Consider the following 26345-nt stretch of genomic DNA (forward strand, 5'->3'; position numbering starts at 1 on the left):
CTCACGGGGCCGCCTTTAGGCCGGGGTCGCCCTGCGTCTCGAAGGCGGCGATTTCCTTGTTGTAATAGGTGCCATCGGCCGCCTTCGCGACCTCACGCAGATAGATGTTCTCGGTGATGTGGCGGCTCTCCGCATCGATGCTCACCGGCCCGCGCGGGCTGACCCAGGCAAGGCCCTTCACCGCGTCCACCGCCTTCTGGGCATCCGGCTTGCCGCCGGTGGCGGCGATCATCCTGGTGATGACATACATGCCGTCATAGGCGGCGACTGCCGGGAAGCTCAGTTCCGCCGGATTGCCGATGGCCTTGCGGGCGGCCTCCACGAAGGCCTTGTTCTCCGGGCTGTCGTGGGCCACCGAATAATGGAAGGTGGTGAGCATGCCGAGCGCGGCATCCCCCAGCGCCGGCAGGTCGCTCTCCTGCGTGAGATCGCCCGGCGCCAGCAGCTTGATGCCGCCGGATTTCAGGCCATTCTCATTGAACGCCTTGACGAAGCCGAGCGTGGTCGGTCCCGAAGGCAGGAAAGCGAACACCGCCTGCGCACCGGAATCCTTCACCCGCTGCATGATGGGGCTGAAGTCGTTGGTGGAGAGCGGCATGCGGACCGTCTCCACCACCTGCCCGCCGAGCGCGGTGAAAGCGGTCTTGAAAGCATTTTCCGCGTCGACGCCGGGGCCATAGTCGCTGACCACCGAGATCACTTTCCGGATGCCCTGGTCATAGGCGACCTTGGCCATGGGCGTGGAGGTCTGCCACGTGGTGAAGGAGGTGCGCACCACCAGCGGGCTCTTGGTGACGATGGCCGAGGTGGCGGCATTCATCACCACCATGGGCACGTTCGCCTGCTTGAGGATGGGCGTCACGGCCATGGCGTCGGGCGTGAAGTAGAAGCCAGCCAGATACTGCACCTTCTCCTTCACGACGAGTTCCTGCGCCGCTGACTTGGACTGCGCCGGATCGGGCTGGGGCACGTCGCGATAGATCACCTCGATGGTGTCATTGCCGACCTTGTTGCCGTGGGTGGCGAACCAGGCGTCGATGCCCGCCTTGAAATTCTTGCCCTGCAGGGCGAAGGGGCCGGAAAATGGCCCAATGACACCCACCTTGACCGTTTCGGCGATAGCTGTGGCAGAGGCGCCGGCCGACAGGGCAAGCGCCAGAGCGGTGGCGATGATGCGCGTCCTCATTGCGTCCTCCTGCGTCCGCTTGGGCGGGGCCCCGCGTGCGGACAGTCCGGCTGTTGTTGTTCGCGGGCTGCCCTGAGGGTCAACCGGGTCGGGTGTCGTCGGCTCCGCCGAGGCGGAGGATCGAAAGGGTCAGCGCCTCCGCATGTCGCAAAGCGGCGCCGGTGGCGGCCAGCATATGCGGCAGGGTGAGCCATTCCAGCGTCCAGGCAGCACCGGAGCGCTCCTGCTCGTGAACCATGGCCAGCTGGAGGGCGGAAGCCTGCACCGCATTGAAGCGGGCGAGGGCCACCAGCGTCTCTGCCGCCACGGGGTTCTGCTTGTGCGGCATAGCGGAGGAACCGCCGCCGCTGCTCAGCGCGATATCGTCGCCCGCCTGCGCCAAGAGGGCGATGTCCTGCCCCATCTTGCCGAGGCTGCCGGTGATGAGCGCGAGCAGATGGCCGAGATCGGCGATCACGGTGCGCGTGCTATGCCACTGGGGCGTATCCTCAAGGCCGAGTTCGGCGGCCAGCGCCGCCCGCACCTGCGCGCCCTTGCCCTCCAGCCCCTCCAGCGTGCCGACGGCGCCGCCGAACTGCACCGGAAAGGACAGCCGGTCGAGCCGCAGCATGAGCGGTGCCAGCGGCCCGGACCAACTGCGCAGGCGGTCCGACACCGTGATCGGCAGGGCCGCCTGCATGCGCGTGTGGCCCATCAGGGCCCGTTCTCCGAAGGCGGCGTCCAGCGCCGCGAGTCGGGCAAGGATGGCGCCGAGGCGGGTGCATAAACGCGCCGCGAGCGGCTTCAGGCGCAGCATCAGGCTGGTGTCGATCACGTCCTGGCTGGTGGCGCCGCGATGGACATAGGGGGCAACCTCGGGGCCGACCGCTGCGCGCAACGCGCGCACCAGCGCCGGTACTACCACGCCATCGCTGGCCACACCCCATGCCAGCGCGGCCACATCCGGCTGGAACTGCACGCAAACGGTGGCGACGGTCTCGGCCGCCTCGGCGGGGATGAGGCCATGGAGGGCCTCCGCCCGCGCAAGCGCTGCCTCGAAGGCGAGCATGGCCCTGATGTCCGCCTCCGCGCACAGCGCCGCTTCCACCTCGGCATCGCCGAGGAAGTCGCGGAGGAGGGCGTTATCGAACGGCGAAAGGCTCATGTCGTCCCTGATCTGTCCACCACGCTCCGTGGCGCGGCGCTGGTCGAGGCGGGCGGCGGGGCCGCCCGTTTCTCCTCATATATCGAGAAAGACCGTTTCCTTCTCGCCCTGGAGATGGATGTCGAACACATAATCCGGGGCCGCACCGCCGGCGATCAGCGTCGCCACCCGTTCGCGATGCTCGACGCGGGCGAGCAGGGGGTCGGCGGCATTGGCCTCCGTCTCCTCCGGAAAATACATGCGGGTGTGGAGGCCGATGTTGATGCCCCGCGCCACGATCCAGAAGGTGATGTGCGGCGCCATCCTGCGGCCGTCCTTGAAGGGTACGCGGCCGGGCTTGATGGTCTCGAAGCGGTAGAGGCCGTCTTCTGCCCGCGCCGGACAGCGGCCCCAGCCGGCAAAGTTCGGGTCCGCGGTGCCCCGCAGCTCCGAGGGGCTGTTGTAGAGCCCCGCCGCGTCGGCCTGCCAGATCTCCAGCACGGCGTCACGCAGGGGCGCACCCGCGCCGTCCACCACGCGGCCGCTGACGGCGATCCGTTGGCCGAGGGTCTTTTCATTGACCATGGCGGTGCCGAGATCGGTCGGAAAGATGCCCTCGATGCCGCAGAAATTCGGCGTGAGGCCGATGTGGACATAAGGCCCCGCCGTCTGGGAGGGCGTTTCCTTCAGATAACCGAGGTTCTGGACCATCAGTTGCCCTCCATCCGGTTCTCGAACATGGTCGAGCGGCGGCCACGCAGCACGATGTCGAACTTGTAGGCGCGTGCATCCATGGGAATGGTGTTGCCCCAGTCGAGCGGCGCGATCAGCTGCTCAATGGCGGCCTTGTCGGGAATGGTGTTCACGATCGGGCATTTCCAGATCATCGGGTCGCCCTCGAAATACATCTGGGTGATGAGCCGCTGGGCGAAGCCGTGGCCGAAGATGGAAAAGTGGATGTGCGCCGGGCGCCAGTCGTTCACCCCATTCGGCCAGGGATAGGGGCCGGGCTTGATGGTGCGGAAGAAGTACCGGCCATCCTCATCGGTAATGGCGCGCCCGCAGCCGCCGAAATTGGGATCGATGGCGGCGAGATAGGTTTCCTTCTTGTGGCGGTAGCGCCCGCCCGCATTCGCCTGCCAGAACTCCACCAGCGCACCGGCCACCGGCCGCGCACGCTCGTCCAGCACCCGGCCATGGACGATGATGCGTTCGCCAATGGCGCTCTCGCCGGGGCGCGCATAATTGTGGATGAGGTCGTTATCCAGCGCGCCGAGCATCGAATGGCCGAACACCGGGCCGGTCGTTTCCGACAGCGTGCCGTCGAGCGACAGCAGCGCGCGCTGCGGCGAGCGCAGCACGGAGGTCTTGTAGGTGGGCGTGTAGGCCGGCGCGTGCCAGGCCCTGTCACGCGCGAAGAAGGCGCCCGTTTCTGGTCTGCGGTTGGACTGTTCTGACATGGCGAACCTCGATTGGGCCCGCTCTCGGCCGTGCGGCTGAGCGGGCGATCGTTTCCTCAACCTTCTGTGTCCCGTCCTTACGGGCGGCGGACGGGACGGGCCTTCCGGCGCCTTGGTGGCGCTTCGTCTTGTTCTCCGGACGCCGGGCGTCAGACCGCCGCGACGCCGTCCATCTGTTCATACGCCTTCTTGGCGAGCTTGATGGCGTGATTGGCGGCGGGCACGCCGGCATAGATGGCGACGTGCAGGAGCATCTCGCGCACGTCCTCGCGCGTCGCCCCCGTATTGGCGGTAGCCCTTACATGCATGGCGAATTCGTCGTGCTGGTTCAGCGCGGCGAGCAGCGCGAGTGTGAGGAGCGAGCGATCGCGGCGCGAGAGCGTGTCCCGCGACCAGACCGTGCCCCATGCCCCCTCGGTTATGAGTTGCTGGAACGGCCGGTCGAAGTCGGTGGTCTGCGCGTTGGCCCGCTCCACATGGGCATCGCCGAGCACCGCGCGGCGGGTCTCCATGCCCTGCGCATAACGATCGTCCGCAGCAGGGCGCAGGCCGGCAAGGAAATCGCGCATGAGCGTGATCAGCGCCGCCGGTTGCTCCACGCAGGGAATATGGCCTGCGCCGGAGATCACCTCATACCGGGCGCCGGGAATGAGCGCGGCCATGGCGGCGACGAGGTCGGGCGGCGTCGAGCCGTCCTGATCGCCCACGACGCACAGGGTCGGCACGGCAATGCGGCGAGCCTCGTCGGTCAGATCGGCGTCGCGGATGGCGGCGCAGGTGGCCGCATAGCCCTCGCCGCTCTGGCGGGCGAACATCATGCGATAGCCGGCATAATCCGGATTGTCGGCGCGCCGGAAAGCCGGCGTGAACCAGCGTTCCATCACCGGATCAAGGAGGCTGGGGAGGCCGTCCTGTGCGATGGCGGCGATGCGGGTGTTCCAGCTCTCGGGCGTGCCGATCTTCGGCGCGGTGTCGCAGAGGATGAGGGCGCGCACCAGATCCGGCCGTGCAGCGGCGAGCGCCTGCGCGATCATGCCCCCAACGGAAAGGCCGCAGATGGCTGCTGGCCCGAGGCCGAGCGCATCCATCAGTCCGGCAAGATCGGCGGCATGGCTCGCGATTGTCGCGGCGGCCGTGCCGAGTTCCGACAGACCATGACCGCGCTTGTCATAGAGCAGGACCGTATGGCTCGGCGCAAAGGCGCGCGCCACGGCATCCCAGATGCGGAAATCCGTGCCGAGCGAATTGGAAAAGACGAGCACCGGCGCACCCTTGCGGGGACCGGAGAGCTTATAGTGAAGCGTGACGTCTTTTATGGTTATGAACGGCACGGGCAGTTCCTCCGTGCTCAATTTCGTCGTTTGAAGGCGCCGCGTAAAATGATATTTCCGGAACGATCTATAACCTGAGGGTTATGAACATGATCGATCCGCGCATCAAGTTCCGCCATCTCCAGACGCTGATGGAAGTGGCGCGCCAGAAGAGCGTGGGCAAGGCCGCGCAGGCGCTCCATGTCAGCCAGCCGGCGGTGACCAAGACAGTGCGGGAGCTGGAGGAGGTGCTTGGGGCGGCGCTGTTCGAACGCGAGGGGCGGGGCATCCGGCTGACGCGGGCGGGGGAGGTGTTCCTCCACCACGCGGGCGCAGCCCTCGCCGCCGTGCGGCAGGGGCTCGATTCCGTCTCCCACGAGCGGGCGGGGGCCGCTCCCTTGCTGCGGATTGGCGCGCTGCCCACCGTCTCCACCCGCATCATGCCGGCGGCCATGGCGCTGTTTCTCAAGGCCCAGCCCTGGAGCCGTGTGAAGATCGTGACAGGCGAGAATTCCGTTCTCCTCGAACAGCTTCGGGTCGGAGATCTCGATCTGGTGGTGGGCCGCCTCGCCGCGCCCGAAAAGATGGCGGGCTTTTCCTTCGAGCATCTCTATTCCGAGCCGGTGGTGTTCGCCGTGCGGCGCGGCCATCCGCTCCTGGGGGGGCAGGCGGTGCCGTTCGATGACATCGCCCGCTATCCCGTGCTGATGCCGACCGCCGGCTCCATCATCCGCCCCATCGTGGACAGCTATCTGATCGGCAACGGGATTTCAGCCCTGCCCAACCAGGTTGAGACGGTGTCCGACGCCTTCGGACGGGCCTTCGTGCGGGCGAGCGACGCGGTCTGGATCATCTCCGAGGGCGTGGTGGCGCAGGATATCGCCGAAGGCCTTCTGGGCCGTTTGCCGGTGGATACGGGCAGCACGCGGGGGGCGGTCGGCCTGACCGTGCGGGCGGGGGAAACACCCTCCTTCCCCCTGGCCCTGCTGGTTGATTTCATCCGCGAGGCGGCGCGGGACGTGTTGGCAATGGCTTGAGCCGCGCCGCGGATGATGCGCCTCAATAAGGAAGGCCGACGTAGTTCTCCGCCAGAGCCGTGCGGGCAGCATGCGAGGAGAGCGTGTAGGCGATCTCCGCATCATGGATGCGCCGGCCGAAGGCGTCCACCTCCGTGAAGGTGTGCAGCATGGTGGTCATCCACCAGGAGAAGCGCTCGGCCTTCCACACGCGGGCGAGCGCCCGCGCGGAATAGGCGTCAATCCCCGCGCGTGACCCGTCCTTGTAGAATTCCCTCAGTCCGTCAAACAGGTAGCGGATGTCGCTGGCAGCGAGATTGAGGCCCTTGGCGCCCGTGGGCGGCACGATATGGGCGGCGTCGCCGGCGAGGAACAGGGTGCCGAAGCGCATGGGCTCGGCCACGAAGGACCGCAGCGGCGCGATGGATTTCTCGAAGGACGGTCCGGTAACGATGGCATCCGCCACTTTCTCGGGCAGGCGACGGCGGAGCTCGTCCCAGAAGGCATCGTCGGACCAGTCTTCCACCTGATCGGCGAGGGGGACCTGAATGTAGTAGCGGCTGCGGGTCTTGGAGCGCATGGAGCACAGGGTGAAGCCCCGGCTGTGTCGGCCATAGACCAGTTCCTCGCGGGCCGGCGGCACGTCCGCCAGCACGCCCAGCCAGCCGAAGGGATAGACCCGCTCGAACGTCTCGATTGCCCGCGACGGAGCGGATTTCCGGCTCACGCCGTGGAAACCGTCGCAGCCGATGATGAAATCCGCATCAATGCGGCCCGGCACGCCATCCTTCTCATAGGACACCCACGGGCGATCGCCGTCGAAGTCGAAGGGCGTGACGTTCTGGGCGTCATAGATGGTCGTCACGCCGTCGCCAGCGCGCTTGTCCATGAGGTCGCGCGTGAGTTCCGTCTGGCCATAGACGGTTACGGTCTTCCCGCCCGTCAGTCCTTTCAGATCAATATGATGCAGGGCGCCGTCCACGGCGATGTCGAAGCCCGCGTGCGGCAGGCCTTCCGCCTCCAGGCGCTCGGCGGCCTTGGCCTCGCGCATCATGTCGACGAGCCCCTGCTCGAGCACGCCCGCGCGGACCCGGCCGAGGATGTAGTCGCGCCCCACGCGATCGATGATGACGTTGTCGATCCCCGAGAGGGTCAGCAGCCTCCCGAGCAGCAGGCCGGAGGGCCCCGACCCGATGATGGCGACCTGCGTCCGCATGCGTCTCTCCCTGATGTGATGTTGTTGTGCGCCACCACGCCGGACGGTGGCCGGGGCCGTGGAGGCGCCTGTTCTGGAGATGGCGTGCACCGCTCCCACCCGGTTTCGCGGCCGGAGGGGAAGGTGCTGCGCCCTTTGAGGTGAGGCCCGCCTGACTGGGGCGCCCACCACCGTCTGCCGGATGGAACTCCAAGGGTCCCCGGCACCGTCGTGCCCAAGCAGAGCATGTTTGTCGGCGGGTCAACAAGTCCCGTTTCGCGCGCTGGTCGCGGTCCGGGAGGGGCGGAGTCGCGGAACGCCATGGTCAGGCTGCGAAAATCCGAGTGTTCAATATGCGAACAAAAATCAAATGACGCACAATGCCACTTGCTGGTGGGCGTAGGGCCACCTAACCTTTGCGGAACGACGTCGCTCCGAAGAAGAGAGCGATGCAAGGGAGAAGAGCGCTGGCGTCCGGCATGAAACGCCGCGGCATGAAAAACGCCCCATCGTCGCCGGTCTCGCTGCCGCGTTCCTGTTCATTGGCAAGACATGAACTGACTTGCAGATCATCAGGTCTCGCTCCATTGGGCGCGGATCGGGCGGTTCGTTAGGGGAGGGAAAGGGTGGAGCGGCGTATCTATCTGTTGAACGGGCCAAATCTCAATCTGCTGGGGCAGCGCGAGCCGGCCATCTATGGCACCACCACGCTGAAGGAGATCGCCGACCGCAGCGCGGAAAAAGGCCGGTCGCTCGGGTTCGGGATCGAGTTTCGTCAGACCAATTTCGAGGGCGAGCTGGTCGAGAGCGTGCATGAAGCGCGCACACAGGCCTGCGGCATCATCATCAATCCCGCCGCTTATACCTTTACGTCTGTGGCGTTGCTGGATGCGCTGAAGATGTTTGACGGGCCGAAGATCGAACTGCACATCTCCAACGTTCATGCACGCGAAAGCATCTATCACAAGTCGCTCGTCTCGCCGGTGGTCACGGGCATCATCATTGGCTTCGGCGCGGCCGGTTATGAACTCGCCATCGAGGCCATGGCGCGCCTTGTGCCGGCGGCGTAACAGCACCGGCCGTCAGGGGCGCAGCATGCGCAGAACGATGTCGATCACCATCTGGCGGCGCTGCCCTTCGATCTCCGGCGCACCCATATCGTGGCCGAACACCTGCCCGATGCTGGCGCGGTTCGAGACATTGTAGAAACTGAGCGCGCTGATGGTGAGGTGGATGTCGAGCGGTTCGATGCCCGGCCGGAAGAGGCCTGCCTCAACCCCGCGGCCATAGACCTCGCCGATGACGCTGAGGATGGAGAGGTTGAGTCCGGCGATCTTGTCCGAACTGGCGAGGTGGCGCGCGTGATGGATGTTCTCGATCATCACCATGCGCACGAAGTCGGGATTTTGCGCGTGATAGTCGAAGGTGAAGCCCGCGAGCTTCCCCATCGCCTCTTCCGGCGGCAGGGCTGAGAGGTCGAGGCTGCGCTCGAAACTGCGGATGCGGTCGTACATCGCCTCCAGCACGGCGCGGTAGAGTCCCTCCTTGTCGCCGAAATAGTAATAGATCATGCGCTTGCTGGTGGCGGTCTTGGCGGCGATCTCGTCGACCCGCGCGCCTCTCAGCCCGTGCTCCACGAACTCGACCCGCGCGGCCTCCAGGATGTTGCGCCGGACGCCCTCCGGATCCTGTGTCCAGGACTGGGTGCGTTTGTCGGGCGCGGGGGACGTCTGCGCCTTCGCCAACCTCTGTGCCTTCGTCATGCCTGCACCGCCGGCTTTCACCGTGCTGATCCTGTTGCGATGCGAAATGTACTAGCTGGTCCATTTCGCTTGACCAAATGAACTGGATGGTACATTTCACATATAGCGGAACGAGCGCAAGTCGCCTCTCCGCGATGCGCCAGATGCGCGCAGACGCATCGGCGAAGGTGCAACGGACCGTCCCGCAGAAGGGCGGCTGTCGAGGAAACGCCATGAATTACGTGCTTGATTTTACCCCCGTCATCGAGGGGCTGCCGGATCTGCTTGCCGGCTGCCTTGGCACCTTCATGCTGGCACTTGGCGGCATGGCGCTGGCCATCGTGATCGGCATCGGCGGTGTGCTGCTGCGCGACTCGCGCCACGCCCCCGTGCGCTTCCTTGTGAAGGCCTTCGTGGAAGTCATCCGCAACACGCCGTTCCTGGTGCAGATCTTCTTCATCTATTTCGCCCTGCCGCTGGCCGGCGTGCGCCTTGACCCGACACCCACCGCCATCATTGCGCTCGGCATCAATGGCGGGGCCTATGCCATCGAGATCATTCGGGGCGGCGTGCAGTCCATCAGCCGTGGCCAGATCGAGGCGGGGCTGGCGCTCGGCCTGCACAAGGCTCTGGTGTTCCGGCTCATCGTGCTGAAGCCGGCGCTGCGGGCTGTTTATCCCTCGCTTACCAGCCAGTTCATCCTTCTGACGCTGACCACCAGCATCGCTTCGGCGATTTCCGCCTATGAGCTGACCTCGGTGGCCCAGCGCATCGAATCCGACAGCTTCCGCAGCTTCGAGGTCTTCGGCACGGCGACGCTCATGTATCTCGTCATTTCCTGGATGATGATGCGCTTCTTCGCGCTCATCTCCGCCCGCTACTTCAGCTATCCGGTCAAGTGAGGAGCGTGGGATGCATCTGGGCGAATTCCTCTTCCTCCTTCAGGGCCTGAAGTGGACGGTCATCCTCTCCGCCATCGCTTTCGTGCTCGGGGGTGTCGGCGGCCTCGCGGTGGCGCTGCTGCGCACCTCGGGCGTTCCGCTTCTCGAGCGCGTCACCGCCGGCTACATCTCCCTCTTCCAGGGCACGCCGCTGCTGATGCAGCTGTTCGTGGTCTATTACGGTCTCGCCCTCGTCGGCATCCGGCTTAATCCCTGGGCGGCGGTCTCCGTCGGCTTCACGCTTCATGCCAGCGCCTATCTCGGCGAGATCTGGCGCGGGTCCATCGAGGCGGTGCCGCGCGGCCAGACGGAAGCCTCCCATGCGCTCAGCCTGGGTTACGTCTCGCGCATGCGCGATGTGGTGCTGCCGCAGGCCATCCGCATCTCGCTGCCGGCGACGATCGGCTTTCTGGTGCAGCTCATCAAGGGCACCTCGCTCGCTTCCATCGTCGGCTTCACCGAGCTGGCACGGGCCGGAAATATCGTCTCCAACCAGATTTTCCAGCCGCTGCTGGTCTTCGGCATCGTCGGTATTCTCTATTTCCTGATGTGCTGGCCGCTGTCGCTGTTCGGCGCGCATCTGGAACGGCGCTTCGCCACACCCGCCCGCTGAGACGGGCCAAAACCAAGAGCATCGCTGCCAAAACAGAACATCAAGGGAGAGGAAACATGAGCATTCAGAAGCCGACCCGCCGCCTCGTGGCCGCAACCCTCCTCGCCGCGCTGGCGCTGCCCACCCTTGCGTTGCGCCCGGCCTCGGCCGTGACGCCGGAAGAGATCAAGGCGCGCGGGAAGATCATCGTCGGCATCCAGGGCGACAATCCGCCGTGGGGCTTCGTCACCAGCGAGGGCAAGCAGGACGGCATCGATGCCGACATCGCCCGGCTCTATGCCAAGGAGCTGGGCGTGCAGGTGGAGTTCATGCCGCTGGAGGTGAACAACCGCATTCCCGCGCTCACCACCGGTCGCGTGGACGTGCTCTTCGCCACCATGGCCATGCTGCCCGAGCGTGCCAAGGCGGTGCAGTTCAGCAAGCCCTATGTGGCGAACGCCATCGTGCTGATCGGCCCCAAGTCCGCCGAGATCAAGAGCAATGCGGACATGGCGAAGTTCACCATCGGCGTGGCCAAGGGCGCGGCGCAGGATACGCAGGTGACCAAGAACGCACCTTCTGGCACCACCATCCGCCGTTATGACGGCGATGCGGCGAGCATCCAGGCGCTGGTGTCGGGGCAGGTGCAGGCCGTGGGCGGCAACATCTTCTACATCCAGCGCATCGAGCAGGCCAAGCCCGGCGAGTTCGAGAACAAGCTGGAGTTCCAGAAGCTTTACAACGGCGCCTGCACGCGTCTGGGCGAGAAGGAAATCAATGCCTCCATCAATGCCTTCATCGACAAGATCAAGGCCAATGGCGAGCTGCAGAAGATCTACGACAAGTGGATGAAGGTGCCGGTCCACCAGTTCCCGGACAGCATCGAAGGCGTGCCTTTCTCGGCCGGCTGACGGCAGCCCTTGTGATCGGAGACCGGCCATGACACCGCATGTCGCCAACCTCAGCGGAACCGCCGTGGACGCCATGATCGTCATGGTCGACGTGGAGAAATGGTACGGCGCCTACAAGGCGCTGTCCGGCATCAACCTTGAGGTCCGCCGGGGCGAGAGGATCGTCCTGTGCGGGCCTTCGGGATCGGGCAAGTCGACGCTCATCCGCTGCATCAACCATCTGGAGGCCTATCAGAAGGGCGAGATCCGGGTGGGCGGCACGCGGCTTGGCGACGACAGCCGCACCATCGACAAGGTGCGCCGAGAAGTCGGCATGGTGTTCCAGCACTTCAACCTGTTCCCGCACATGACCGTGCTGGAGAACTGCATGCTGGCACCCGTGCGTGCCCTCGGCGTGTCCCGCAAGGAGGCCGAGGAGACGGCGCGCGGCCTGCTGGAGCGTGTGAAGATCCTGGAGCAGGCGGACAAATATCCCGCCCAGCTTTCCGGCGGCCAGCAGCAGCGTGTCGCCATCGCCCGCGCCCTGTGCATGCGGCCGAGCGTCATGCTGTTCGACGAGCCGACATCGGCGCTCGATCCGGAGATGGTCAAGGAGGTGCTCGACACCATGATCGGTCTCGCCGAGGAGGGCATGACCATGATCTGCGTCACCCACGAGATGGGTTTTGCTCGTCAGGTGGCGGACCGGGTCATCTTTATGGCCGGCGGGGCCATCGTCGAGGAGGCGCCGCCGCAGGAGTTCTTCACGCGGCCGCGCCACGAGCGCACGCGCAAGTTCCTCGGCGAGATCCTCTCGCACTGAGGCCGACAGGATGGGGAAGGGCGGGTGCGCCCTTCCCGCTCTCGCGCCGGGGGCAGGCCGCCACGGATGGAACAGGTCGGGGCATGAAATGATCAGTGGAACAACAAAGCTCATCGGCCATATCGGCTTTCCGACCGAGAGCTTCAAGTCGCCGATGATCTACAATCCCTATTTCGAGCGCGAGGGGATCGACGCGGTCGTCGTGCCCATGGGCTGCGAGGTCCCCGATTATCCGTCCTTCCTCAAGCTCTTCTTCCGCCTTTCCAATGCGCTCGGCACGCTCATCACCATGCCCCACAAGGTGACGACCCTCTCGCTGGTGGACGAGGCTTCGCCCACCGCCGCCATCGCCGGAGCCTGCAATGCCGTGCGCCGGCGCGAAGACGGCCGTCTTGAGGGCGACCTGTTCGATGGGGAGGGCTTCGTGCGCGGGATGCGCCGGAAGGGGCGGGTGATCGAGGGCACCCATGCCCTCGTGGTGGGAGCCGGCGGCGTCGGCTCGGCCATCGCCGCGTCTCTCGCCCGTGCCGGCGTCGCCCGCATCACGCTCTTCGACAGCCACCCTGAGGCCGCCCTGCAATTGGCCGAGCGGCTGAAGCGCCATTATCCGGCCCTTGAGGTTGAGGTGGGCGTGAACGATCCGGCCGGTTGCGACATTGTGGTGAACGCGACCCCCCTCGGCATGCGCGCGGGCGATCCGCTTCCCGTGGAGGTGGAGCGCGTTGCGCCCTCGGCCTTCGTGGGGGAGGTGGTGATGACCCACGAGATCACGCCCTTCCTCGCCGCCGTGCGGGCGCGCGGCTGCGCCTTCCAGGTCGGCACCGACATGCTGTTCGAGCAGATTCCGGCCTATTTCGAATTCTTCGGCCTGCCGCCCACGACGCCGGAGGCCCTGAGGGCCGCCGCGCAGCTCGATTGAGAAGGAGCCCGCCATGATCCCGTCCATCGCCACGGTCTGCGTTTCGGGAACCCTCGTGGAAAAGCTGGAGGCCATCGCCGCCGCCGGCTTTCCGGCGGTGGAAATCTTCGAGAACGATCTCATTGCCTTTCCCGGCTCGCCGGCCGATGTCCGCCGCATCTGCGCCGATCTCGGCCTCGCCATCGTCACCTGCCAGCCGTTCCGCGATTTCGAGGGCATGCCGCAGGCGCGTCGCCAGCGCACCTTCGACCGGGCCGAGCGCAAGTTCGACCTGCTTGAGGAACTCGGCTGCGACCTCCTCTTCGTCTGCTCCAGCGTCTCGCCGGAGGCGGAGAGCGGCATCGATCGGCTGGCCGCGGATTTCGTGGAACTAGGCGAACGGGCAGCGCATCGCGGCCTGCGGGTCGGCTATGAGGCGCTCGCCTGGGGCCGGCACGTCTGGGACTATCGCGACGCCTGGGAAATCGTGCGCCGCGCGAACCAGCCCAACGTAGGCGTCGTGCTGGACAGCTTCCACATCCTCGCGCGGGGGCTGGAGCTGACGTCCATCGGCCGCATCCCCCGCGACCGGATTGCCATGGTGCAGATGGCCGATGCGCCGCTGCTTCAGCTCGATCCGCTCTCCTGGAGCCGCCACTGGCGTTGTCTGCCGGGGCAGGGCGATCTCGATCTCTCCGGTTTCATGGATGCGCTCGCCGCCACCGGTTACGAGGGCGTGCTGTCGCTGGAAATCTTCAACGACCGTTTCCGCGCCGGCTCGGCCCGCTCCGTGGCGCTGGATGGGCACCGCTCGCTGATCTGGCTGCTGGACGAAACCGCGCGCCGGCTCGGGCGGCCTCTCAAGGGCGCTGTACCCATGCCGCCGCCGGGCCCGGTGGAGGCGGTGGAATTCATCGAATTTGCGGTCTCCGAGACAGGCCGTCCGGCGCTTGAGGGCGTGCTGGCGGCACTCGGCTTCAGCCGCACGGGGCGGCACCGCTCCAAGGATGTGGCGCTCTGGAGCCAGGGCGACATCCGCATCGTGCTCAACAGCGACGCGGAGGGCTTCGCCCACAGCTACCAGATCACCCACGGCACCTCCGTCTGCGCGCTCGCCCTGCGCGTGCCGGATGCGCGTGCCGCCACTGAGCGGGCGCGGGCGCTGCGGGATGTGCCCTATGCGGGCGCCATCGGGCCGGGGGAACTGGACATTCCGGCCGTGCGCGGTCTGGGGGGCAGCCTGCTCTATTTCCTTGATCGGGCCTCGGCGCTGGGCGGCTGGTCCGCCGTGGATTTCGAGCCCGTGGCGGCGAACGTGGCGCCGACGGGGCTCACCCACGTCGATCACATCTCCCAGAGCATGCAATATGAGGAAATGCTGACCTGGCTGCTGTTCTATTCCTCGCTTTTCAAGACGCGGAAAACGCCGAGCCAGGCGGTGATCGATCCCGGCGGCGTGGTCCAGAGCCAGGTGGTGGAGAGCGGGCTCCATGGTGCGCGCGGGCAGGGGCTGCGCCTCATCCTCAATGGCTCGCAAAGCCACCGCACGCTTTCCGCGCGTTTCGTTCACGAGCTTTTCGGCTCGGGCGTGCAGCACATTGCCTTCGCCACCACCGACATCGAGGCCACCGTCCGCCAGCTTGTCGCGAACGGTGTCACCATGCTGCCGATCCCGGAGAATTATTACGATGATCTGGAAGCGCGGTCCGACCTCCCGCCCGATGCCATCGACCGCATGACGGCGCTGAACATCCTCTATGACCGGGATGCCTCCGGCGAATTCCGTCAGGCCTATACGACGCTGCTGGACGGCGGTCTGTTTTTCGAGATCGTCCAGCGCGATGGCTATGAAGGCTATGGCGCGGCGAATGCCGGCATCCGGCTGGCGGCGCAGGCCCGTCTCCAGCCACTGGAAGCGCCGGTGTTCGGGGAGGCCGGCGCCGCGCCCGAATGAGCGCGCGGGGCGATCGCATTCATGAGCGGGCCATCTGAGTTTATGCCGTTCGAGCGGCTAATCTCATCGCCCGCTTTAGGATAGCGTGCCGGCACCGACCGGCCGCCGATGGCCGGCGCCTCTCATTCAGGAACTGCGCTCCATGAAGATTACCAGAAGCGGCGAGGTCGCCTCCCGCCCCGCCCCGCCGGATTATTTCACCGGAACCGTCCGGCTCGATGCGCCGTTCAGCGGCAGCGGCGCCCTCAGCGGCGTGACCGTCACCTTCGAGCCCGGCGCCCGCACCGCCTGGCACACCCATCCGCTCGGGCAGACCATTCTCGTCGTTTCCGGCTCCGGCCGCACCCAGCGCGAGGGCGGGCCGGTGGAGGAACTGCGGCCGGGCGACGTGGTCTTCTTCGAGCCAGGCGAGAAGCACTGGCACGGTGCCTCCCCCCAATGCGCCATGACCCATATCGCCATTGCCGAAATGGAGAACGGCAGCCCGGTGACCTGGCTGGAGAAGGTCTCCGACGAAGACTATCTCGGCGCCACCTCCTGACGGAACGGGCCCGGCCACGCACAGGGCCGGGCCATCCGATCAATCGGCCGCTGGCACCCGCAGCAGGCGCAGGGCGTTCAGCGTCACCAGCACGGTTGCGCCCGTGTCAGCGAGGATGGCCGGCCACAGGCCCGTGAGGCCTATGAGGGTGGTGACGAGGAACACCAGCTTCAATCCGAGGGCGATGGTGATGTTCTGGCGGATGTTCGCCATGGTGCGGCGGGACAGCGCCACCATGGCGGCGACATCGCCGACGCGGGCATGCAGCACGGCGGCATCCGCCGTCTCGAGCGCCACGTCCGTGCCGCCGCCCATGGCGACGCCCACATCTGCCGCCGCCAGCGCCGGGGCGTCATTGATGCCGTCACCCACCTTCAGCACGCGCGCGCCGTCCTGCTTCAGTTCGGTGACGATGCGCTGCTTGTCCTCCGGCAGCAGACCGGCGCGGACCTCGATGCCGAGCTGCGCGCCGATGGCGGCAGCGGTGCGCGGATTGTCGCCCGTGAGCATGATCGGCGTGATGCCGGCCGCCCGCAGCGCCTGAAGTCCGCTGAGGGCATCCGCGCGCGGCTCGTCCCGCATGGCGATCGCACCGGCGAGCCGCCCGTCCGCCACCAGCACCGAGACCGTCTTGCCGGCATCGTTGAGCGCCTCGATCTGCGCTCCGGCCTCTGCCGGGACAGTCGTCCGCTCAGCGGCGGCGCCGGGCGAGCCGAGGAAGACATCCTGCCCCTCCACCTGGCCGCCGACGCCTCGGCCGCCATAGGCGCGCGCCTCGGATGCGCCGGGCGGGGTGATGCCCGCCTCGGCCGCCCGCTCCAGAATGGCGCGGGCCAGGGGATGGCTCGATCCTGTCTCTAGCGCCGCGGCGAGGCGCAGGACGTCCGCCTCCGACGCCTCGAATGGCAGGATGTCGGTGACGCGCGGGGTGCCGGCGGTGAGCGTTCCGGTCTTGTCGAAGGCGGCCACCGTCACCTTGCCGATGGTCTCCACCACCGCGCCGCCCTTCATGAGCAGGCCGCGCCGCGCGCCGGCGGAGAGGCTGGCGGCGATGGCGGCCGGTGTCGAGATGACCAGGGCGCAGGGGCAGCCGATCAACAGGATGGCGAGGCCCTTGTAGATCCAGACCTGCCAGTCGCCGCCGAGGAGGAGCGGCGGCAGCACGGCCACCAGCGCCGCCACCAGCACGATGGCCGGGGTGTAATAGCGGGAGAAGCGGTCGATGAAGCGCTCGGTGGGCGCCTTGCTCTCTTGCGCCTCCTCCACGAGACGGATGACGCGGGCGATGGTGTTGTCCTGCGCCGCCGCCGTGACGCGCACGCGCAGCGCGCCGTCGCCATTGACGGTGCCGGCGAAGACGGCCGCGCCTTGCCCCTTCACCACCGGCGTGCTCTCGCCCGTGACGGGGGCCTCGTCGATGGCGCTCTCTCCCTCCGCGATCTCGCCATCTGCCGGAATGCGGGCACCGGGCCTCACCAGAATGAGGTCGGCGACCCGCAGGCTGTCGGCCGGCACCTCGCGGGTGCCCGCCTGCGTCTCGATGAGGGCCGTCTTCGGAACCAGCGCGGCGAGCGACTGGATGCCGGCGCGGGCTTTGCTGGCAGCGATGCCCTCCAACAGTTCGCCGATGAGGAAGAGGAACACGACGGCGGCAGCTTCCTCCGTCGCCCCGATGATGACCGCGCCGACGGCAGCCACAGTCATCAGCATCTCGATGGAAAAGGGCGTTCCGGCGCGCGCCGCCGAGAAAGCGCGCCGGGCGATGGGCACGAGCCCCACCAGCATCGCCGCGGTGAAGATCAGCCCCGCCCATTCCGGCAGCAGATGGCCGAGGCCATAGGCGGCCGCCAGAGCGGCGCCGCTCATGAGCGTGAGGCGCCCCTTGCCCGTCTGCCACCAGCGCCGCGCGGGCAGAATCGCTGCGGCCGGACCGTCGGCGGGAGTCGCACGGCCCAGCGGCCCCGGGGCGGTGTCGCCGGAATGCTCATGGCCCCCACGCTCATGGGGAGCGTGATCATGGTGATCGTGCCCATGGTCGTGATGCGCGTGAGCGCCATGGTCATGATGGGCATGGTCGTGATCGTGATGGTCATGATCATGGTGATCATGGCCTTGGCCGCAGCAGGCGGAGGCCGGCGCACCCGCGGGCGCTGGCCCCGCGTCCGCTGTCGTCGCCTTGGCCGGATAGCCGAGACCGGACACCCGACGCTCGATCTGGGTCACCACATCCTCGGGCGCATCCTGATGCGCGACCGTCATGGTGCCGGCAGTGACGGAGATGGACACCTCGGTCACGCCGGGCAGGCGGCGCACGGCGGTTTCGATCTTGGCGGCACAGGAGGCGCAATCCATCTCCTCGACGCGAAAGCGGCTGCGGGATAGGGCGCTCGACATGACTCGTCCTCCGATCTTTCCAGCGCCGTGTTACGTCCTCTAGTCACTAGAGGAGCAAGACCCCATCTGTGGAAAAATGCAGCGGGCCGGAGCGGAGGCGAGATGGCGGGACGAGTGCGAGACGGGCAGAGCGAACAGGATGAGGTCGCCATTGGCGAGGCGGCACGGCGCAGCGGCGTGAAGGTGCCGACCATCCGTTATTATGAGCAGATCGGCCTTCTGGCCGCGCCGGTGCGCACCGAGGGCAATCGCAGGACCTATCGAAGCGAGGACCTGAGCCGCCTTGCCTTCATTCGCCATGCCCGCGAACTCGGGTTCGAGGTGGAGGAGATCCGCGCGCTTCTGACGCTCCAGCAGGATCCCTCCCAATCCTGCGAGGCCGCCGACAGGATCGCGCGGGGCCATCTGGCGGATGTGGAGCGGAGGATTGCCAGCCTCATGGCCCTGAAGGCGGAGCTGGAGCGCATGATCGAGGGGTGCAGCCATGGTCGGCTCGCCGACTGCAAGGTGATCGAGGTGCTGGCCGATCACGGCAAATGCACCCATCACCAGCACTGAACCCGAAGGATCAGGCGGCCGGAGCCGCCAGGAGATCCTGCCATTCCGGGTGTCGACGGAACTGCGCCGCCACGTAGGAGCAGAGGGGCACGATGGCGAAGGGTTCGTGCCGCGCATCGGCGATGAGCGCGGCCATGAGCCGCCCGGCGATGCCGCGCCCCTCGAAGGCCTTCGGAACGCCAGTATGATCGACGATCACCGTTCCATTGGCGCCGCGCCGGAAGCTCATCTCGGCTTCCACGCCGGGCGCCAGCGCGATGATGTAGCGCCCGTGGCCGTCTTTTTCTTCCCGGCGGACCTCAGTTTCGGCGTCACTCATCGCAGCCTCGATTCATAGCGTTCGATGAAACCTATCGCCCCCGCACTGCCCGCGCCATGCGGTTCGTTTCGTCCGGCGGCATGGGCCGACAGGCCCGAGCCGGTTTGAAGAACGCACGGCCTTGGGGCGTGTTCCCTTTGTGTGCAGAGCTTCTGAGCGGAAGCGAGTGGCGCTCGTCGGCGCGCTGGAAGGGGCGGGATCGCTCTGCCCGTCCTGGAGCAAGCCCCCCGGTGGGCCGGCGCGGTCGCGGCGCCGCGCACCCGGCGGCCTTCTGTCACCGGGCGAGTTGGAAATCCCGTCTTCGCCCCAGGGAGCGCCGGGTGATAAGACTGGGCCGAACAATCGGAGAAAGCGCGCCATGTCCGACGGCCTCAACACAGACGACCTCGATGCCCGCATCGCCATCGCCCGCGACAACCTCCGCCAGCTCACGGAGCAGGCCGCAGCCTATTCCGGCGCAGCGGACGAGGAACGCGCCGCCGACCGCATTGCCGAACAGCAGGCCGAACTCGACGCCCTGCTGAAGGAACGCGAACAGCGCAAGTAAGCGCGGCGTTCGCAGCGGTCATACAATCATATCCCGGCGCGCGTCCGCAGCCGCGCCGGGACCAGCGACTGCCGGCCGGCTCACTGAATGCCAACAAAAATACCAACATTGCGCAAAGGTAGGGGAATCAAACGGGAACTGCCGGGAGGAGCCGGGATGGATTTGCCACCCTTGCCCTATCCAGAGACGCCGATGTCTTTCACCAATCGCAGCCCTGCGGCGTGAGCTAGGTTGCGGCGTGACGCGGCTCTCGTATTTGCCGGCGGTCGGCTGCGGATCCTGCCAACCTGACGGTGCCTCGATCAGTGGGAGCCAGAAGAACTGTGCCCCGCGGGAATAAGAAGCGACGAGGTGCGTTTGCGGCGCATGCCATGGCGCCCGGAACTATCGTTTCCAATCAAGATGCGCGGCGGCGAAACACTGCGCACGCTGGAAGACGCAATGCTCGTGCTCGGAGAGCGCAGTGTGCTCCTTCCCTTCAACGAGCGGAGGGAAGCGGCCGAAGCCGCCCTTGAGCGGGCGGCGCAAACGCATCTGCCCGACGATATTCGGACGGCCACCGAGCTGGCGTACGACTATTTCCGTAGCGAGGGAAAACTGGCTCGCGCCCGGATCGCCCGGCAGAGATAGCGGCATCAGGCCAGACGAACGCCGCAAAGGAGGTGGCGTCTAAGCGGGAAGCGGAGCCAACGGCGCCCCAGGTTTTAGGCGGCCCGGAACGAAGCTGGCAGCAAGCCTTATCCCAGGCGTGGCGGTGCTAGAAGAGCACGCAGGCGGAACAGCCGCCGAATGGAGGGTTGATTGCAAGATGGTCCATGTGGTCCATCTTGCCAGCCACGTTGGCGATGAACCACGCCATGCCGTCGGCGGTGCGCCTCAGCATTGTATGTGGGGCTCTGCCGAGATCCGGCTGCTCATTACCGTCGGCCCCAAAATACCACGTTCCGCCGTAGCCGTCGTTATATCCAAGGAATTTGTGCGTTAGTTCGTGTATAATAATGATGCTCATTATATCTCGATGTTCTATAAAGGCCCCTGCACGAAGCGTAATATTTGATGTATATCCATCATGTGCTATAATTTTGAAACCCTTTACACCCCTGTCTTCGACCTCGAATCTGTCCGCGGATGTTGCTGCAAATTTTTTGAATTTGTTTTTTGACTGATTTTTAAATCTTACTTTTCCATTCGCGGTTTCGCTCATTATGCCATTCATGTTCAGGCGATTAGTTATCTTCAATAAAAGGTGGGATTCTGATTTTTTCTTAAGCTCCCTTAACTCATTCAGGATTGTGGGTAGCTCGGATCTGAAATCTTCTTGGGGCACGCCAAGGTATGTCTCTGCAAAGCCTTTGACCCGATCGATTCCCTGGTTCCGCTCAAGCACCACAAGGCAGCGCCCAATCGTGCGCCGCGCTCCGGTGAGCGCTTTGGCGGCCTCTGCCGAGAGATCGGGGAGTTCGACGCCTGCCTTGTAGGCGATTGAAAAGTTGTGTCCCGCCTGTTCCTGTGGTGGTCCGTACGAGGTCATGCCAGTCTCCAACAGCAGTTGTCGGAGCATAAGGCTTCCTTACAGAGGGGCCATGCCAGCGGGCTACCGATCCGGACGCCTCTCTCGTGTGGGTACCCTCGCTGGTCACTCAAGCCGCTCATGCACGCCATCCCCGCATGTAGAGCGCTCGGGCAGCCGATCGGCATTTGCGATTGCGAGCAGTTTCGGGAGTTCGCTCGCAGGATTTTAACTTTGATGTTCCGCACCGGGCGCGGCGCCCGGAACCAGAACGCCCCCACGACTGCGGTGCGCCCCTGCACTTCGCCGAGCGCCCCATTCGCAGGAAGGCGCTCGTCACAGTGTGTCCCTCTCAGTTCACGGCAACTGCCCCTCCAGCCGCCCCGGCCAGCCGAACGCACTCGCCCGCCACGGATCGTCCTGCCGAATGAGGTTCGTCCACATTCGGCAGTCGATCATGACCCATCCCGGCGCTGGCGGCGTTGAGAAGGGTAATGGGGGGCATCGGCCAGACTGCGCGAACTGTGCGCTCTGCCGGTCGATCTCGCTGTTGAAGCTCCGCCCGCGTTGCTCCCACCGCTCCCAGCGATACATCCCGAGGCCGTTGCCGAGGAAGAAGCGCTCAAGGTGATCGGATGCTCTCACGGTGTCGCGGGCGAAATGCTCCGAGACGATGGTGGGAACGAGCGCCGTCAGGGACTGCCGTTTGCCCTCGAAGAGGGCGAACAACGGAACCGGAATCGGCTCCAGGCGATAGCGCGTCAGCGACTGCGAAAAGCCGGGGGCGCATCCGGATGCCGAACGGACCATTGTCAGCTCCGCGATCCGCTGCCGCCAGGAGCCCGGGGTGACATCCGCGGCGAAGAAGAGCCAGCTCTTGAACCGCTCAAGTCCTCCTGCTGCACCCCGGCAGCCCGGGCCGACGAACCACTGGTATCCTGCGCCCCCGTCCTCGGTCATGATCGCGTATGCCGCGCCATCGATGATCTGCACCACCTGACCGCCATCGCCCTTCCCCGCGTCGAAGCGGCGGAACTGTCGCTCGGTGTCGCCAAAGTCCGCGATATGGGCAATCAGAGGCGCAGGACCAGAGCTGAGGACGACGGCGTCATTGGCCAGATAGCCCGTGGGGAAGGCCAGCGGATCGCCCTGAGCCGGCCAGTCGAACTTGCGCCAGACCATCGGCTCGTCTGCCCCGAGACTGTGGTTATGGCAGGTTCCCTGGGCCTGGTCGCCGAAGCGGGGCAGGCCATCGGCGCCTGTCTCGATGCATTGGGCAAGGAACCCAATCATCGCATCACGATCCTGCATCGCTCCTGAGAGTTCATTCTCCCGAGCCGAGCTCGACCATGCGGCGAGCACACCGAGAGCTACACCAGCTCCCATGGCCAGCCATTTGCTCGGGGTGAGGCCGCTTCCCCGATGAGAAGGCGTGGGATGGGTCTGCATCTGCAGATTTCTATCCGCCCCTGCGCGCCCTGGCCAACACGAAACCGTGCCGCCCCGCCGCTCTGCCGGACCGTGGCATTGACCTCTTCGATTTCCTAACCACAGAGCCCAGCGGGTCCGTCGTCTCGGTCCACCCCAAGGCCATGCCGGTGGTCCTCACCGAACCTGAGGAATGGGAGGCACGGATGGCGGCACCATGGGCGGAAGCGAAGGCAGTTCAGAGACAACTGGCGGCGCACGCAGTCAACATCGTAGGCCGAGGAATGAAGAAGGGCGATGGCACAACGACGCCCGGCCGCGCTTGATCTTTGCTGAAACGTCCCGCATTGGGCCGTTCATCGCCCTGCGAGCGAGCGCACCGCATCAACCAACTGCTCCAACTCGCTTTCCGTGTTGTAATAATGGGGCGAAACGCGAACGAGGTCGGGCAGGTGACGGCGCTCGCCATCGATTGGGGTGCTGGTTGGTGCGGAGACGGACACGTTGATCGCGCGTTCGGCCAGGCGGGCAGCGACCGCAGCGGCATCCATGCTCGCGAGCGTGAAGGTCGTGATCGCGGCCGGATTGGGGCCGAGGTCCCTGACGGTAACCCCGGGCACATCGCCAAGCATCTCCCGCAGGGAGGCCGCCAATGCCTTCACCCGCTTCTCGATGCGCGGAATACCGATCGCCAGGGCCTCTTCGATCGCTGCGCCGAGCCCGAGCCTCGCCGCATAGTTGCTTTCCCACGTCTCGAAGCGGCGCGCGTCGGAACGCAGCTTGTAGCGGTCTCCACCCGCCCAGGTCGCCCCGTACATGTCGATCATCGCCGGCTCTGTCCTCTCGAGGAGCGCGCGCTTGATGTAGAGGAACCCCGTGCCGCGGGGACCGCGCAGGAACTTGCGGCCTGTCGCTGCCAACATGTCGCAACCCACCTGCGCCACGTCCACGGGGAGCTGGCCGACCGCCTGGCAGGCGTCGAGCAGGAAGGGGATGCCATGCGCGTTGGCGATCCGCCCCACCTCGGCGGCGGGATTGACCAGCCCTCCGTTGGTCGGAACCCAGGTGATCGAGATCAGGCGCACCCGTTCGTCAATCATTGCATCCAAGGCCCCGGGATCCAGCCGACCTTCGGCGTCGTCGGGGATCAATTCGATCACCGCGCCTGTGCGCTTCGCGACCTGCAGGTAGGACAGGTAATTCGCGGCATATTCAGCCGTGGTCGTCAGGATGCGGTCGCCCGCCTTGAAGCTCTGGGCGTAGAACGCCCACTGCCAGGCGACCGTCGCATTCTCCGCGAGCGCGATTTCTTCCGGATCGGCATTCACCAGGCGGGCAACGCTGCGATACACGCCTTCGATCCGATCGACCTCCCGTGCCTTGGCCTCATAGCCCCCGATATCGGCTTCGAGATTAAGGTGATCGAACACTGTGGACAGCACGCCCGTCGTCATCAACGCCGCGCCCGCATTGTTGAAGTGGACCCGATGGCGTGTGCCCGGTGTCATCGCGCGAAGGCGGTCGATCTCATTGGTGGAGAAGGCTTCGATCATAAGCGTATTTGCTCTTGCTGCCCCGATCGGCCATGTCCCGACACGAAAATATTCACGCGTCAAGGAGGGCAAGGCCATGCCTGTGATCCTGACGGAGCCGGAAGAGTGGGAAGCGTGGATGGCGGCACCGCAAGCCGCGCCTGGCCTGCACGCCGAAGACCAAAGGTAGGCCGCGCGCTTTATCCAGCCCCTGTTGCACGATGGGCCTATGCCATCCCGTCTGCGTTGTGCCGGATGGCCTGCGCGCACTGATTAACGCGAAGGCGACCAGCCCGGCCCCCGGCGCATGAACCCCTCAGAAACGCTTGCCGAGGCCGCCCGCCATCTGGCGCGGTTGGTAGGGCACCTGGATGGATGTGTTGCCCATGACGATCACCGTCATGGGCTGATCTGAGAAGCCTGTCATCCCTCCGCCGTTTATCGGCTGGCACTATCGGTGCCGCGCGGTTTCGGGGATTGAGCGGCTCACGCGACCCGGGCGAATGCGACGGCAGCGACGACAGAGACGTCGCTGCCGGCCCCCCGCATCCGTACCTCGACGCCTTCGAGGTCATTAGGGGCTTTGAAGGACATCTCAAGGAGGTGCCAACCGGAGGGCGTGGGCAGGGGAGTGACTACCCGAGTTTCCTCCGGCACGAGGACCTGGCTGCCCGCGATGACATCCATCACGACATTGACCGGCTTTGTGCCGCGGGTGCGGGTTGCGACGTACGCCTTGTAACGACCTTGGGCTAGCTGGGAATACGGGCCGTAGAGGACATATCCGTCCTCGCTATCGGTTCCGCGGAACGATGGGCAGCAGCCATCCAACGAAAAGCCACCGACCTGCGTGAACATCTGAGTGCGGATGTCGCTTCCGTTGGGGAATATGCCGCGAACATCTTCACCGGTCGATCGAACCGATATCCACTCTGGGAACACAGACCGGCTGTGAGCTGCGAGGGCTGAGGTGAGCTTAGAGTAATTGTAGACGGATATGCTGTCGGCTGAATCGGCGATCGTAATTCGAGCGCCGTCATGTGTATAGCCGAACGCTTTCACGATAAGATCATCTTGCCACAGGAACAGGTTGGGATAGATCCCAGCCGCCTTGTAAGCGTCTTCGTACTCCGAGATTTTATACCAAGCTTCATAGAAATTGGCCGGATCCCGCTGGCAAGCGGCTTCCCAATAACGATCTTCGGGCTTGAAATGTTCTGGATATATCCCCTCGCCAAGCAGGAAGAACGCCCCACCTTCCTCGCGAGGCTTCAGCACCCTTTTCACCTCTGTCAGGCAATCGTGGAGATTGGACGGGTTGCACCATTCAAAATCCGCATCGTTCCGCGGCAGGGCGTGGTGAATGGCGGCGTGGAAGTAGATCAGATCCAAGCTGTGGTCGGCAAACGGCAGGCGCGCCATCGGAGCCGATACGCAGGCAAAAGAAGGGTTCCCCTGGCGGTCTGCCTGGCGTAGCGCGGCCTGCATTTCCCACGGGAAGAAGTCGACGGCGACGGTTTCATGCCCGAGCGCCTGGAAGCGGCGGATGATGTCGCAGGCTCCGACTCCGACCTCGACGGTTCTGCGCGTCTGGGAAACATCATACTGCAATGCGGAAAACATGAACTCCGTGTTCAGGCTCCGGCACCGGTTGTAATATTCGTGCCGAACTTTTTGTTCTGGCGTCCGAAAGATCGGGTTGTCATGGTCCAGTACAAGCTGAAACGGAGCGGCGTCGCGGGTGAGAAATGGGGAAACATCTTTCTCATCATACAAGAACGCAACGCCCTTCTCGAACTTGTAGGCTGTCCCGTTTTCGCTGACGAATGATGATCCATCAAAGCTAAGCTTCTCGCCATTCGGAGCGCGAAGAATGCTGACGATAGACGGCGTGAAACTCATTATGGCGATCCCCACCCCTGGGAAATTCAGATAGCCGGGCCGGCTGTCTCAGCCGCACATATAGATGCTGGCGCAAGGGTGTGCCAGCCGGATAGTGCCCCGGCGGAAACGGCCGGCGGAGATCCGGCTGGACGGTCGTTGGGGCGGGGAGACTCCCGACCGCCCAGCCGTTCTGGTCAGCCTTCGAACGAGCGCAAGAGGACGGCTGGCCGCGCCGAAGCGAAGGAACCGGCCTATGAGGACGGCATCCGCTACACCGCCGAGCGCCTGGTGATCGAGACGCGGGCCTTCACCAACAAGCGCACGGGCGAGATCGTGCATGTGCCGGTGGGCATCGATCCTGGCTGGGGCGGCAATCCGGGCCTTGTGCGCGTGAAGGGGCCTGTCGCGCGCCTTCGAGCAGTCCGTGGTGGCGGCAGAGCCGGCCGATGCCATGCCAAATTGGAGGAGCTGTGGGCTAGCCCCCGGACGGGGTGGTGAGCCG

At 65.5% G+C, this 26345-nt stretch carries 25 protein-coding genes and 1 pseudogene; 12 read left to right on the forward strand and 14 right to left on the reverse strand.

Annotation, left to right across the window (positions count from 1 at the left end):
* Nucleotide 1: 1 nt before the first annotated feature.
* The 6 genes and pseudogenes from DFO45_RS23905 to pcaD all read right to left on the reverse strand — a co-directional run.
* Complete coding sequence (locus DFO45_RS23905) at nt 2–1186, reverse strand: ABC transporter substrate-binding protein (protein ID WP_133866832.1); 1185 nt, start codon at nt 1184–1186, stop codon at nt 2–4.
* A 79-nt stretch (nt 1187–1265) separates the two neighbouring features.
* Nucleotides 1266–2330 (reverse strand): 3-carboxy-cis,cis-muconate cycloisomerase, encoded by a 1065-nt coding sequence (locus DFO45_RS23910; protein ID WP_133866833.1) that lies wholly within the window; start codon nt 2328–2330, stop codon nt 1266–1268.
* A 75-nt stretch (nt 2331–2405) separates the two neighbouring features.
* Nucleotides 2406–3020 carry a protocatechuate 3,4-dioxygenase subunit alpha gene (pcaG, locus tag DFO45_RS23915; protein WP_133866834.1) on the reverse strand — a complete coding sequence of 205 codons (615 nt, stop codon included), beginning with the start codon at nt 3018–3020 and terminating at the stop codon, nt 2406–2408.
* A complete protein-coding gene (gene pcaH / locus DFO45_RS23920; RefSeq protein WP_133866835.1) occupies nt 3020–3769 on the reverse strand; it encodes a protocatechuate 3,4-dioxygenase subunit beta in 750 nt (249 codons plus the stop codon). The genes pcaG and pcaH overlap by 1 nt, the downstream gene beginning before the upstream one ends.
* A gap of 149 nt (nt 3770–3918) precedes the next feature.
* Complete coding sequence (pcaC, locus tag DFO45_RS25355; protein WP_280960295.1) at nt 3919–4338, reverse strand: 4-carboxymuconolactone decarboxylase; 420 nt, start codon at nt 4336–4338, stop codon at nt 3919–3921.
* Nucleotides 4324–5100: pseudogene (gene pcaD / locus DFO45_RS23925) on the reverse strand (3-oxoadipate enol-lactonase); the annotation flags it as partial. The gene pcaC and the pseudogene pcaD, both read right to left, overlap by 15 nt.
* Before the next feature lie 89 nt (nt 5101–5189).
* On the opposite strand from pcaD, the gene pcaQ reads away from it, so the two are divergent.
* Nucleotides 5190–6116 carry a pca operon transcription factor PcaQ gene (gene pcaQ, locus DFO45_RS23930; RefSeq protein WP_133866837.1) on the forward strand — a complete coding sequence of 309 codons (927 nt, stop codon included), beginning with the start codon at nt 5190–5192 and terminating at the stop codon, nt 6114–6116.
* Between the two features lie 22 nt (nt 6117–6138).
* On the opposite strand, the gene pobA is transcribed toward pcaQ, so the two are convergent.
* Nucleotides 6139–7311: a 4-hydroxybenzoate 3-monooxygenase gene (gene pobA, locus DFO45_RS23935; RefSeq protein ID WP_133866838.1), complete on the reverse strand. Its 1173-nt coding sequence runs from the start codon at nt 7309–7311 to the stop codon at nt 6139–6141.
* A 605-nt stretch (nt 7312–7916) separates the two neighbouring features.
* On the opposite strand from pobA, the gene aroQ reads away from it, so the two are divergent.
* Nucleotides 7917–8360, forward strand: a complete 444-nt coding sequence (gene aroQ, locus DFO45_RS23940; protein ID WP_133866839.1) for a type II 3-dehydroquinate dehydratase — start codon at nt 7917–7919, stop codon at nt 8358–8360.
* 12 nt (nt 8361–8372) lie between these two features.
* Here aroQ and DFO45_RS23945 read toward each other — a convergent pair whose 3' ends face one another.
* The gene (locus DFO45_RS23945) at nt 8373–9053 is read right to left on the reverse strand and encodes a TetR/AcrR family transcriptional regulator (protein ID WP_133866840.1); all 681 of its coding nucleotides are present in this window, start codon (nt 9051–9053) and stop codon (nt 8373–8375) included.
* 212 nt (nt 9054–9265) lie between these two features.
* Here DFO45_RS23945 and DFO45_RS23950 point away from each other — a divergent pair, with 212 nt between their 5' ends.
* From DFO45_RS23950 to DFO45_RS23980, 7 genes are all read left to right on the forward strand, one after another.
* A complete protein-coding gene (locus tag DFO45_RS23950; RefSeq protein ID WP_133866841.1) occupies nt 9266–9934 on the forward strand; it encodes an amino acid ABC transporter permease in 669 nt (222 codons plus the stop codon).
* Nucleotides 9935–9944: 10 nt separating this feature from the next.
* A complete protein-coding gene (locus DFO45_RS23955) occupies nt 9945–10586 on the forward strand; it encodes an amino acid ABC transporter permease (protein ID WP_012169978.1) in 642 nt (213 codons plus the stop codon).
* 56 nt (nt 10587–10642) lie between these two features.
* Complete coding sequence (locus tag DFO45_RS23960; protein ID WP_012169979.1) at nt 10643–11476, forward strand: transporter substrate-binding domain-containing protein; 834 nt, start codon at nt 10643–10645, stop codon at nt 11474–11476.
* A 73-nt stretch (nt 11477–11549) separates the two neighbouring features.
* On the forward strand, nt 11550–12278 hold the full coding sequence (locus DFO45_RS23965) for an amino acid ABC transporter ATP-binding protein (protein WP_133866884.1): 729 nt from the start codon (nt 11550–11552) through the stop codon (nt 12276–12278).
* 88 nt (nt 12279–12366) lie between these two features.
* Nucleotides 12367–13197, forward strand: coding sequence for a shikimate dehydrogenase (locus tag DFO45_RS23970; protein ID WP_133866842.1), 831 nt, complete (start codon nt 12367–12369; stop codon nt 13195–13197).
* 13 nt (nt 13198–13210) lie between these two features.
* Nucleotides 13211–15130 (forward strand): sugar phosphate isomerase/epimerase and 4-hydroxyphenylpyruvate domain-containing protein, encoded by a 1920-nt coding sequence (locus DFO45_RS23975; protein ID WP_133866843.1) that lies wholly within the window; start codon nt 13211–13213, stop codon nt 15128–15130.
* A 142-nt stretch (nt 15131–15272) separates the two neighbouring features.
* Complete coding sequence (locus DFO45_RS23980) at nt 15273–15671, forward strand: cupin domain-containing protein (protein WP_133866844.1); 399 nt, start codon at nt 15273–15275, stop codon at nt 15669–15671.
* 39 nt (nt 15672–15710) lie between these two features.
* Here DFO45_RS23980 and DFO45_RS23985 read toward each other — a convergent pair whose 3' ends face one another.
* Complete coding sequence (locus tag DFO45_RS23985) at nt 15711–18065, reverse strand: heavy metal translocating P-type ATPase (protein WP_133866845.1); 2355 nt, start codon at nt 18063–18065, stop codon at nt 15711–15713.
* A gap of 102 nt (nt 18066–18167) precedes the next feature.
* Here DFO45_RS23985 and DFO45_RS23990 point away from each other — a divergent pair, with 102 nt between their 5' ends.
* Entirely contained in the window at nt 18168–18623 is a 456-nt protein-coding gene (locus DFO45_RS23990) for a helix-turn-helix domain-containing protein (RefSeq protein ID WP_133866846.1), read from the forward strand.
* 10 nt (nt 18624–18633) lie between these two features.
* On the opposite strand, the gene DFO45_RS23995 is transcribed toward DFO45_RS23990, so the two are convergent.
* Nucleotides 18634–18942 carry a GNAT family N-acetyltransferase gene (locus DFO45_RS23995; protein WP_133866847.1) on the reverse strand — a complete coding sequence of 103 codons (309 nt, stop codon included), beginning with the start codon at nt 18940–18942 and terminating at the stop codon, nt 18634–18636.
* 358 nt (nt 18943–19300) lie between these two features.
* On the opposite strand from DFO45_RS23995, the gene DFO45_RS24000 reads away from it, so the two are divergent.
* Nucleotides 19301–19489, forward strand: a complete 189-nt coding sequence (locus DFO45_RS24000) for a hypothetical protein (protein ID WP_133866848.1) — start codon at nt 19301–19303, stop codon at nt 19487–19489.
* Between the two features lie 351 nt (nt 19490–19840).
* Nucleotides 19841–20119, forward strand: a complete 279-nt coding sequence (locus tag DFO45_RS24005) for a hypothetical protein (protein WP_133866849.1) — start codon at nt 19841–19843, stop codon at nt 20117–20119.
* A gap of 127 nt (nt 20120–20246) precedes the next feature.
* Here the strand turns inward: DFO45_RS24005 and DFO45_RS24010 are convergent, their stop codons facing one another.
* From DFO45_RS24010 to DFO45_RS24025, 4 genes are all read right to left on the reverse strand, one after another.
* Complete coding sequence (locus DFO45_RS24010; RefSeq protein WP_133866850.1) at nt 20247–21020, reverse strand: hypothetical protein; 774 nt, start codon at nt 21018–21020, stop codon at nt 20247–20249.
* A gap of 336 nt (nt 21021–21356) precedes the next feature.
* Nucleotides 21357–22448, reverse strand: a complete 1092-nt coding sequence (locus DFO45_RS24015; protein ID WP_133866851.1) for a hypothetical protein — start codon at nt 22446–22448, stop codon at nt 21357–21359.
* A gap of 335 nt (nt 22449–22783) precedes the next feature.
* Nucleotides 22784–23980 (reverse strand): aminotransferase class V-fold PLP-dependent enzyme, encoded by a 1197-nt coding sequence (locus tag DFO45_RS24020; protein WP_133866852.1) that lies wholly within the window; start codon nt 23978–23980, stop codon nt 22784–22786.
* A 465-nt stretch (nt 23981–24445) separates the two neighbouring features.
* Nucleotides 24446–25861 carry a class I SAM-dependent methyltransferase gene (locus DFO45_RS24025; protein WP_133866853.1) on the reverse strand — a complete coding sequence of 472 codons (1416 nt, stop codon included), beginning with the start codon at nt 25859–25861 and terminating at the stop codon, nt 24446–24448.
* Between the last annotated feature and the right edge of the window lie 484 nt (nt 25862–26345).

This window comes from Azorhizobium sp. AG788 (genome assembly GCF_004364705.1).
In the GTDB taxonomy this organism is placed as follows: Bacteria; Pseudomonadota; Alphaproteobacteria; order Rhizobiales; family Xanthobacteraceae; genus Azorhizobium; species Azorhizobium caulinodans.

Excerpts from the sequence above, each read along its gene's own strand:
- DFO45_RS23950 (WP_133866841.1), top strand. The coding sequence starts at position 9,266 with ATGAATTACGTGCTTGATTTTACCCCCGTCATCGAGGGGCTGCCGGAT.
- DFO45_RS23990 (WP_133866846.1), top strand. The coding sequence starts at position 18,168 with ATGGCGGGACGAGTGCGAGACGGGCAGAGCGAACAGGATGAGGTCGCC.
- DFO45_RS24015 (WP_133866851.1), bottom strand. The coding sequence starts at position 22,448 with ATGCAGACCCATCCCACGCCTTCTCATCGGGGAAGCGGCCTCACCCCG.
- DFO45_RS23980 (WP_133866844.1), top strand. The coding sequence starts at position 15,273 with ATGAAGATTACCAGAAGCGGCGAGGTCGCCTCCCGCCCCGCCCCGCCG.
- DFO45_RS23955 (WP_012169978.1), top strand. The coding sequence starts at position 9,945 with ATGCATCTGGGCGAATTCCTCTTCCTCCTTCAGGGCCTGAAGTGGACG.
- DFO45_RS23905 (WP_133866832.1), bottom strand. The coding sequence starts at position 1,186 with ATGAGGACGCGCATCATCGCCACCGCTCTGGCGCTTGCCCTGTCGGCC.
- DFO45_RS24010 (WP_133866850.1), bottom strand. The coding sequence starts at position 21,020 with ATGACCTCGTACGGACCACCACAGGAACAGGCGGGACACAACTTTTCA.
- pcaC (WP_280960295.1), bottom strand. The coding sequence starts at position 4,338 with ATGCGCGATTTCCTTGCCGGCCTGCGCCCTGCTGCGGACGATCGTTAT.
- DFO45_RS23910 (WP_133866833.1), bottom strand. The coding sequence starts at position 2,330 with ATGAGCCTTTCGCCGTTCGATAACGCCCTCCTCCGCGACTTCCTCGGC.
- pcaQ (WP_133866837.1), top strand. The coding sequence starts at position 5,190 with ATGATCGATCCGCGCATCAAGTTCCGCCATCTCCAGACGCTGATGGAA.
- DFO45_RS23985 (WP_133866845.1), bottom strand. The coding sequence starts at position 18,065 with ATGTCGAGCGCCCTATCCCGCAGCCGCTTTCGCGTCGAGGAGATGGAT.
- DFO45_RS23960 (WP_012169979.1), top strand. The coding sequence starts at position 10,643 with ATGAGCATTCAGAAGCCGACCCGCCGCCTCGTGGCCGCAACCCTCCTC.
- pobA (WP_133866838.1), bottom strand. The coding sequence starts at position 7,311 with ATGCGGACGCAGGTCGCCATCATCGGGTCGGGGCCCTCCGGCCTGCTG.
- DFO45_RS24025 (WP_133866853.1), bottom strand. The coding sequence starts at position 25,861 with ATGAGTTTCACGCCGTCTATCGTCAGCATTCTTCGCGCTCCGAATGGC.
- DFO45_RS23965 (WP_133866884.1), top strand. The coding sequence starts at position 11,550 with ATGATCGTCATGGTCGACGTGGAGAAATGGTACGGCGCCTACAAGGCG.
- DFO45_RS23945 (WP_133866840.1), bottom strand. The coding sequence starts at position 9,053 with ATGACGAAGGCACAGAGGTTGGCGAAGGCGCAGACGTCCCCCGCGCCC.
- DFO45_RS23995 (WP_133866847.1), bottom strand. The coding sequence starts at position 18,942 with ATGAGTGACGCCGAAACTGAGGTCCGCCGGGAAGAAAAAGACGGCCAC.
- DFO45_RS23975 (WP_133866843.1), top strand. The coding sequence starts at position 13,211 with ATGATCCCGTCCATCGCCACGGTCTGCGTTTCGGGAACCCTCGTGGAA.
- DFO45_RS24020 (WP_133866852.1), bottom strand. The coding sequence starts at position 23,980 with ATGATCGAAGCCTTCTCCACCAATGAGATCGACCGCCTTCGCGCGATG.
- DFO45_RS23970 (WP_133866842.1), top strand. The coding sequence starts at position 12,367 with ATGATCAGTGGAACAACAAAGCTCATCGGCCATATCGGCTTTCCGACC.
- pcaG (WP_133866834.1), bottom strand. The coding sequence starts at position 3,020 with ATGGTCCAGAACCTCGGTTATCTGAAGGAAACGCCCTCCCAGACGGCG.
- DFO45_RS24000 (WP_133866848.1), top strand. The coding sequence starts at position 19,301 with ATGTCCGACGGCCTCAACACAGACGACCTCGATGCCCGCATCGCCATC.
- pcaH (WP_133866835.1), bottom strand. The coding sequence starts at position 3,769 with ATGTCAGAACAGTCCAACCGCAGACCAGAAACGGGCGCCTTCTTCGCG.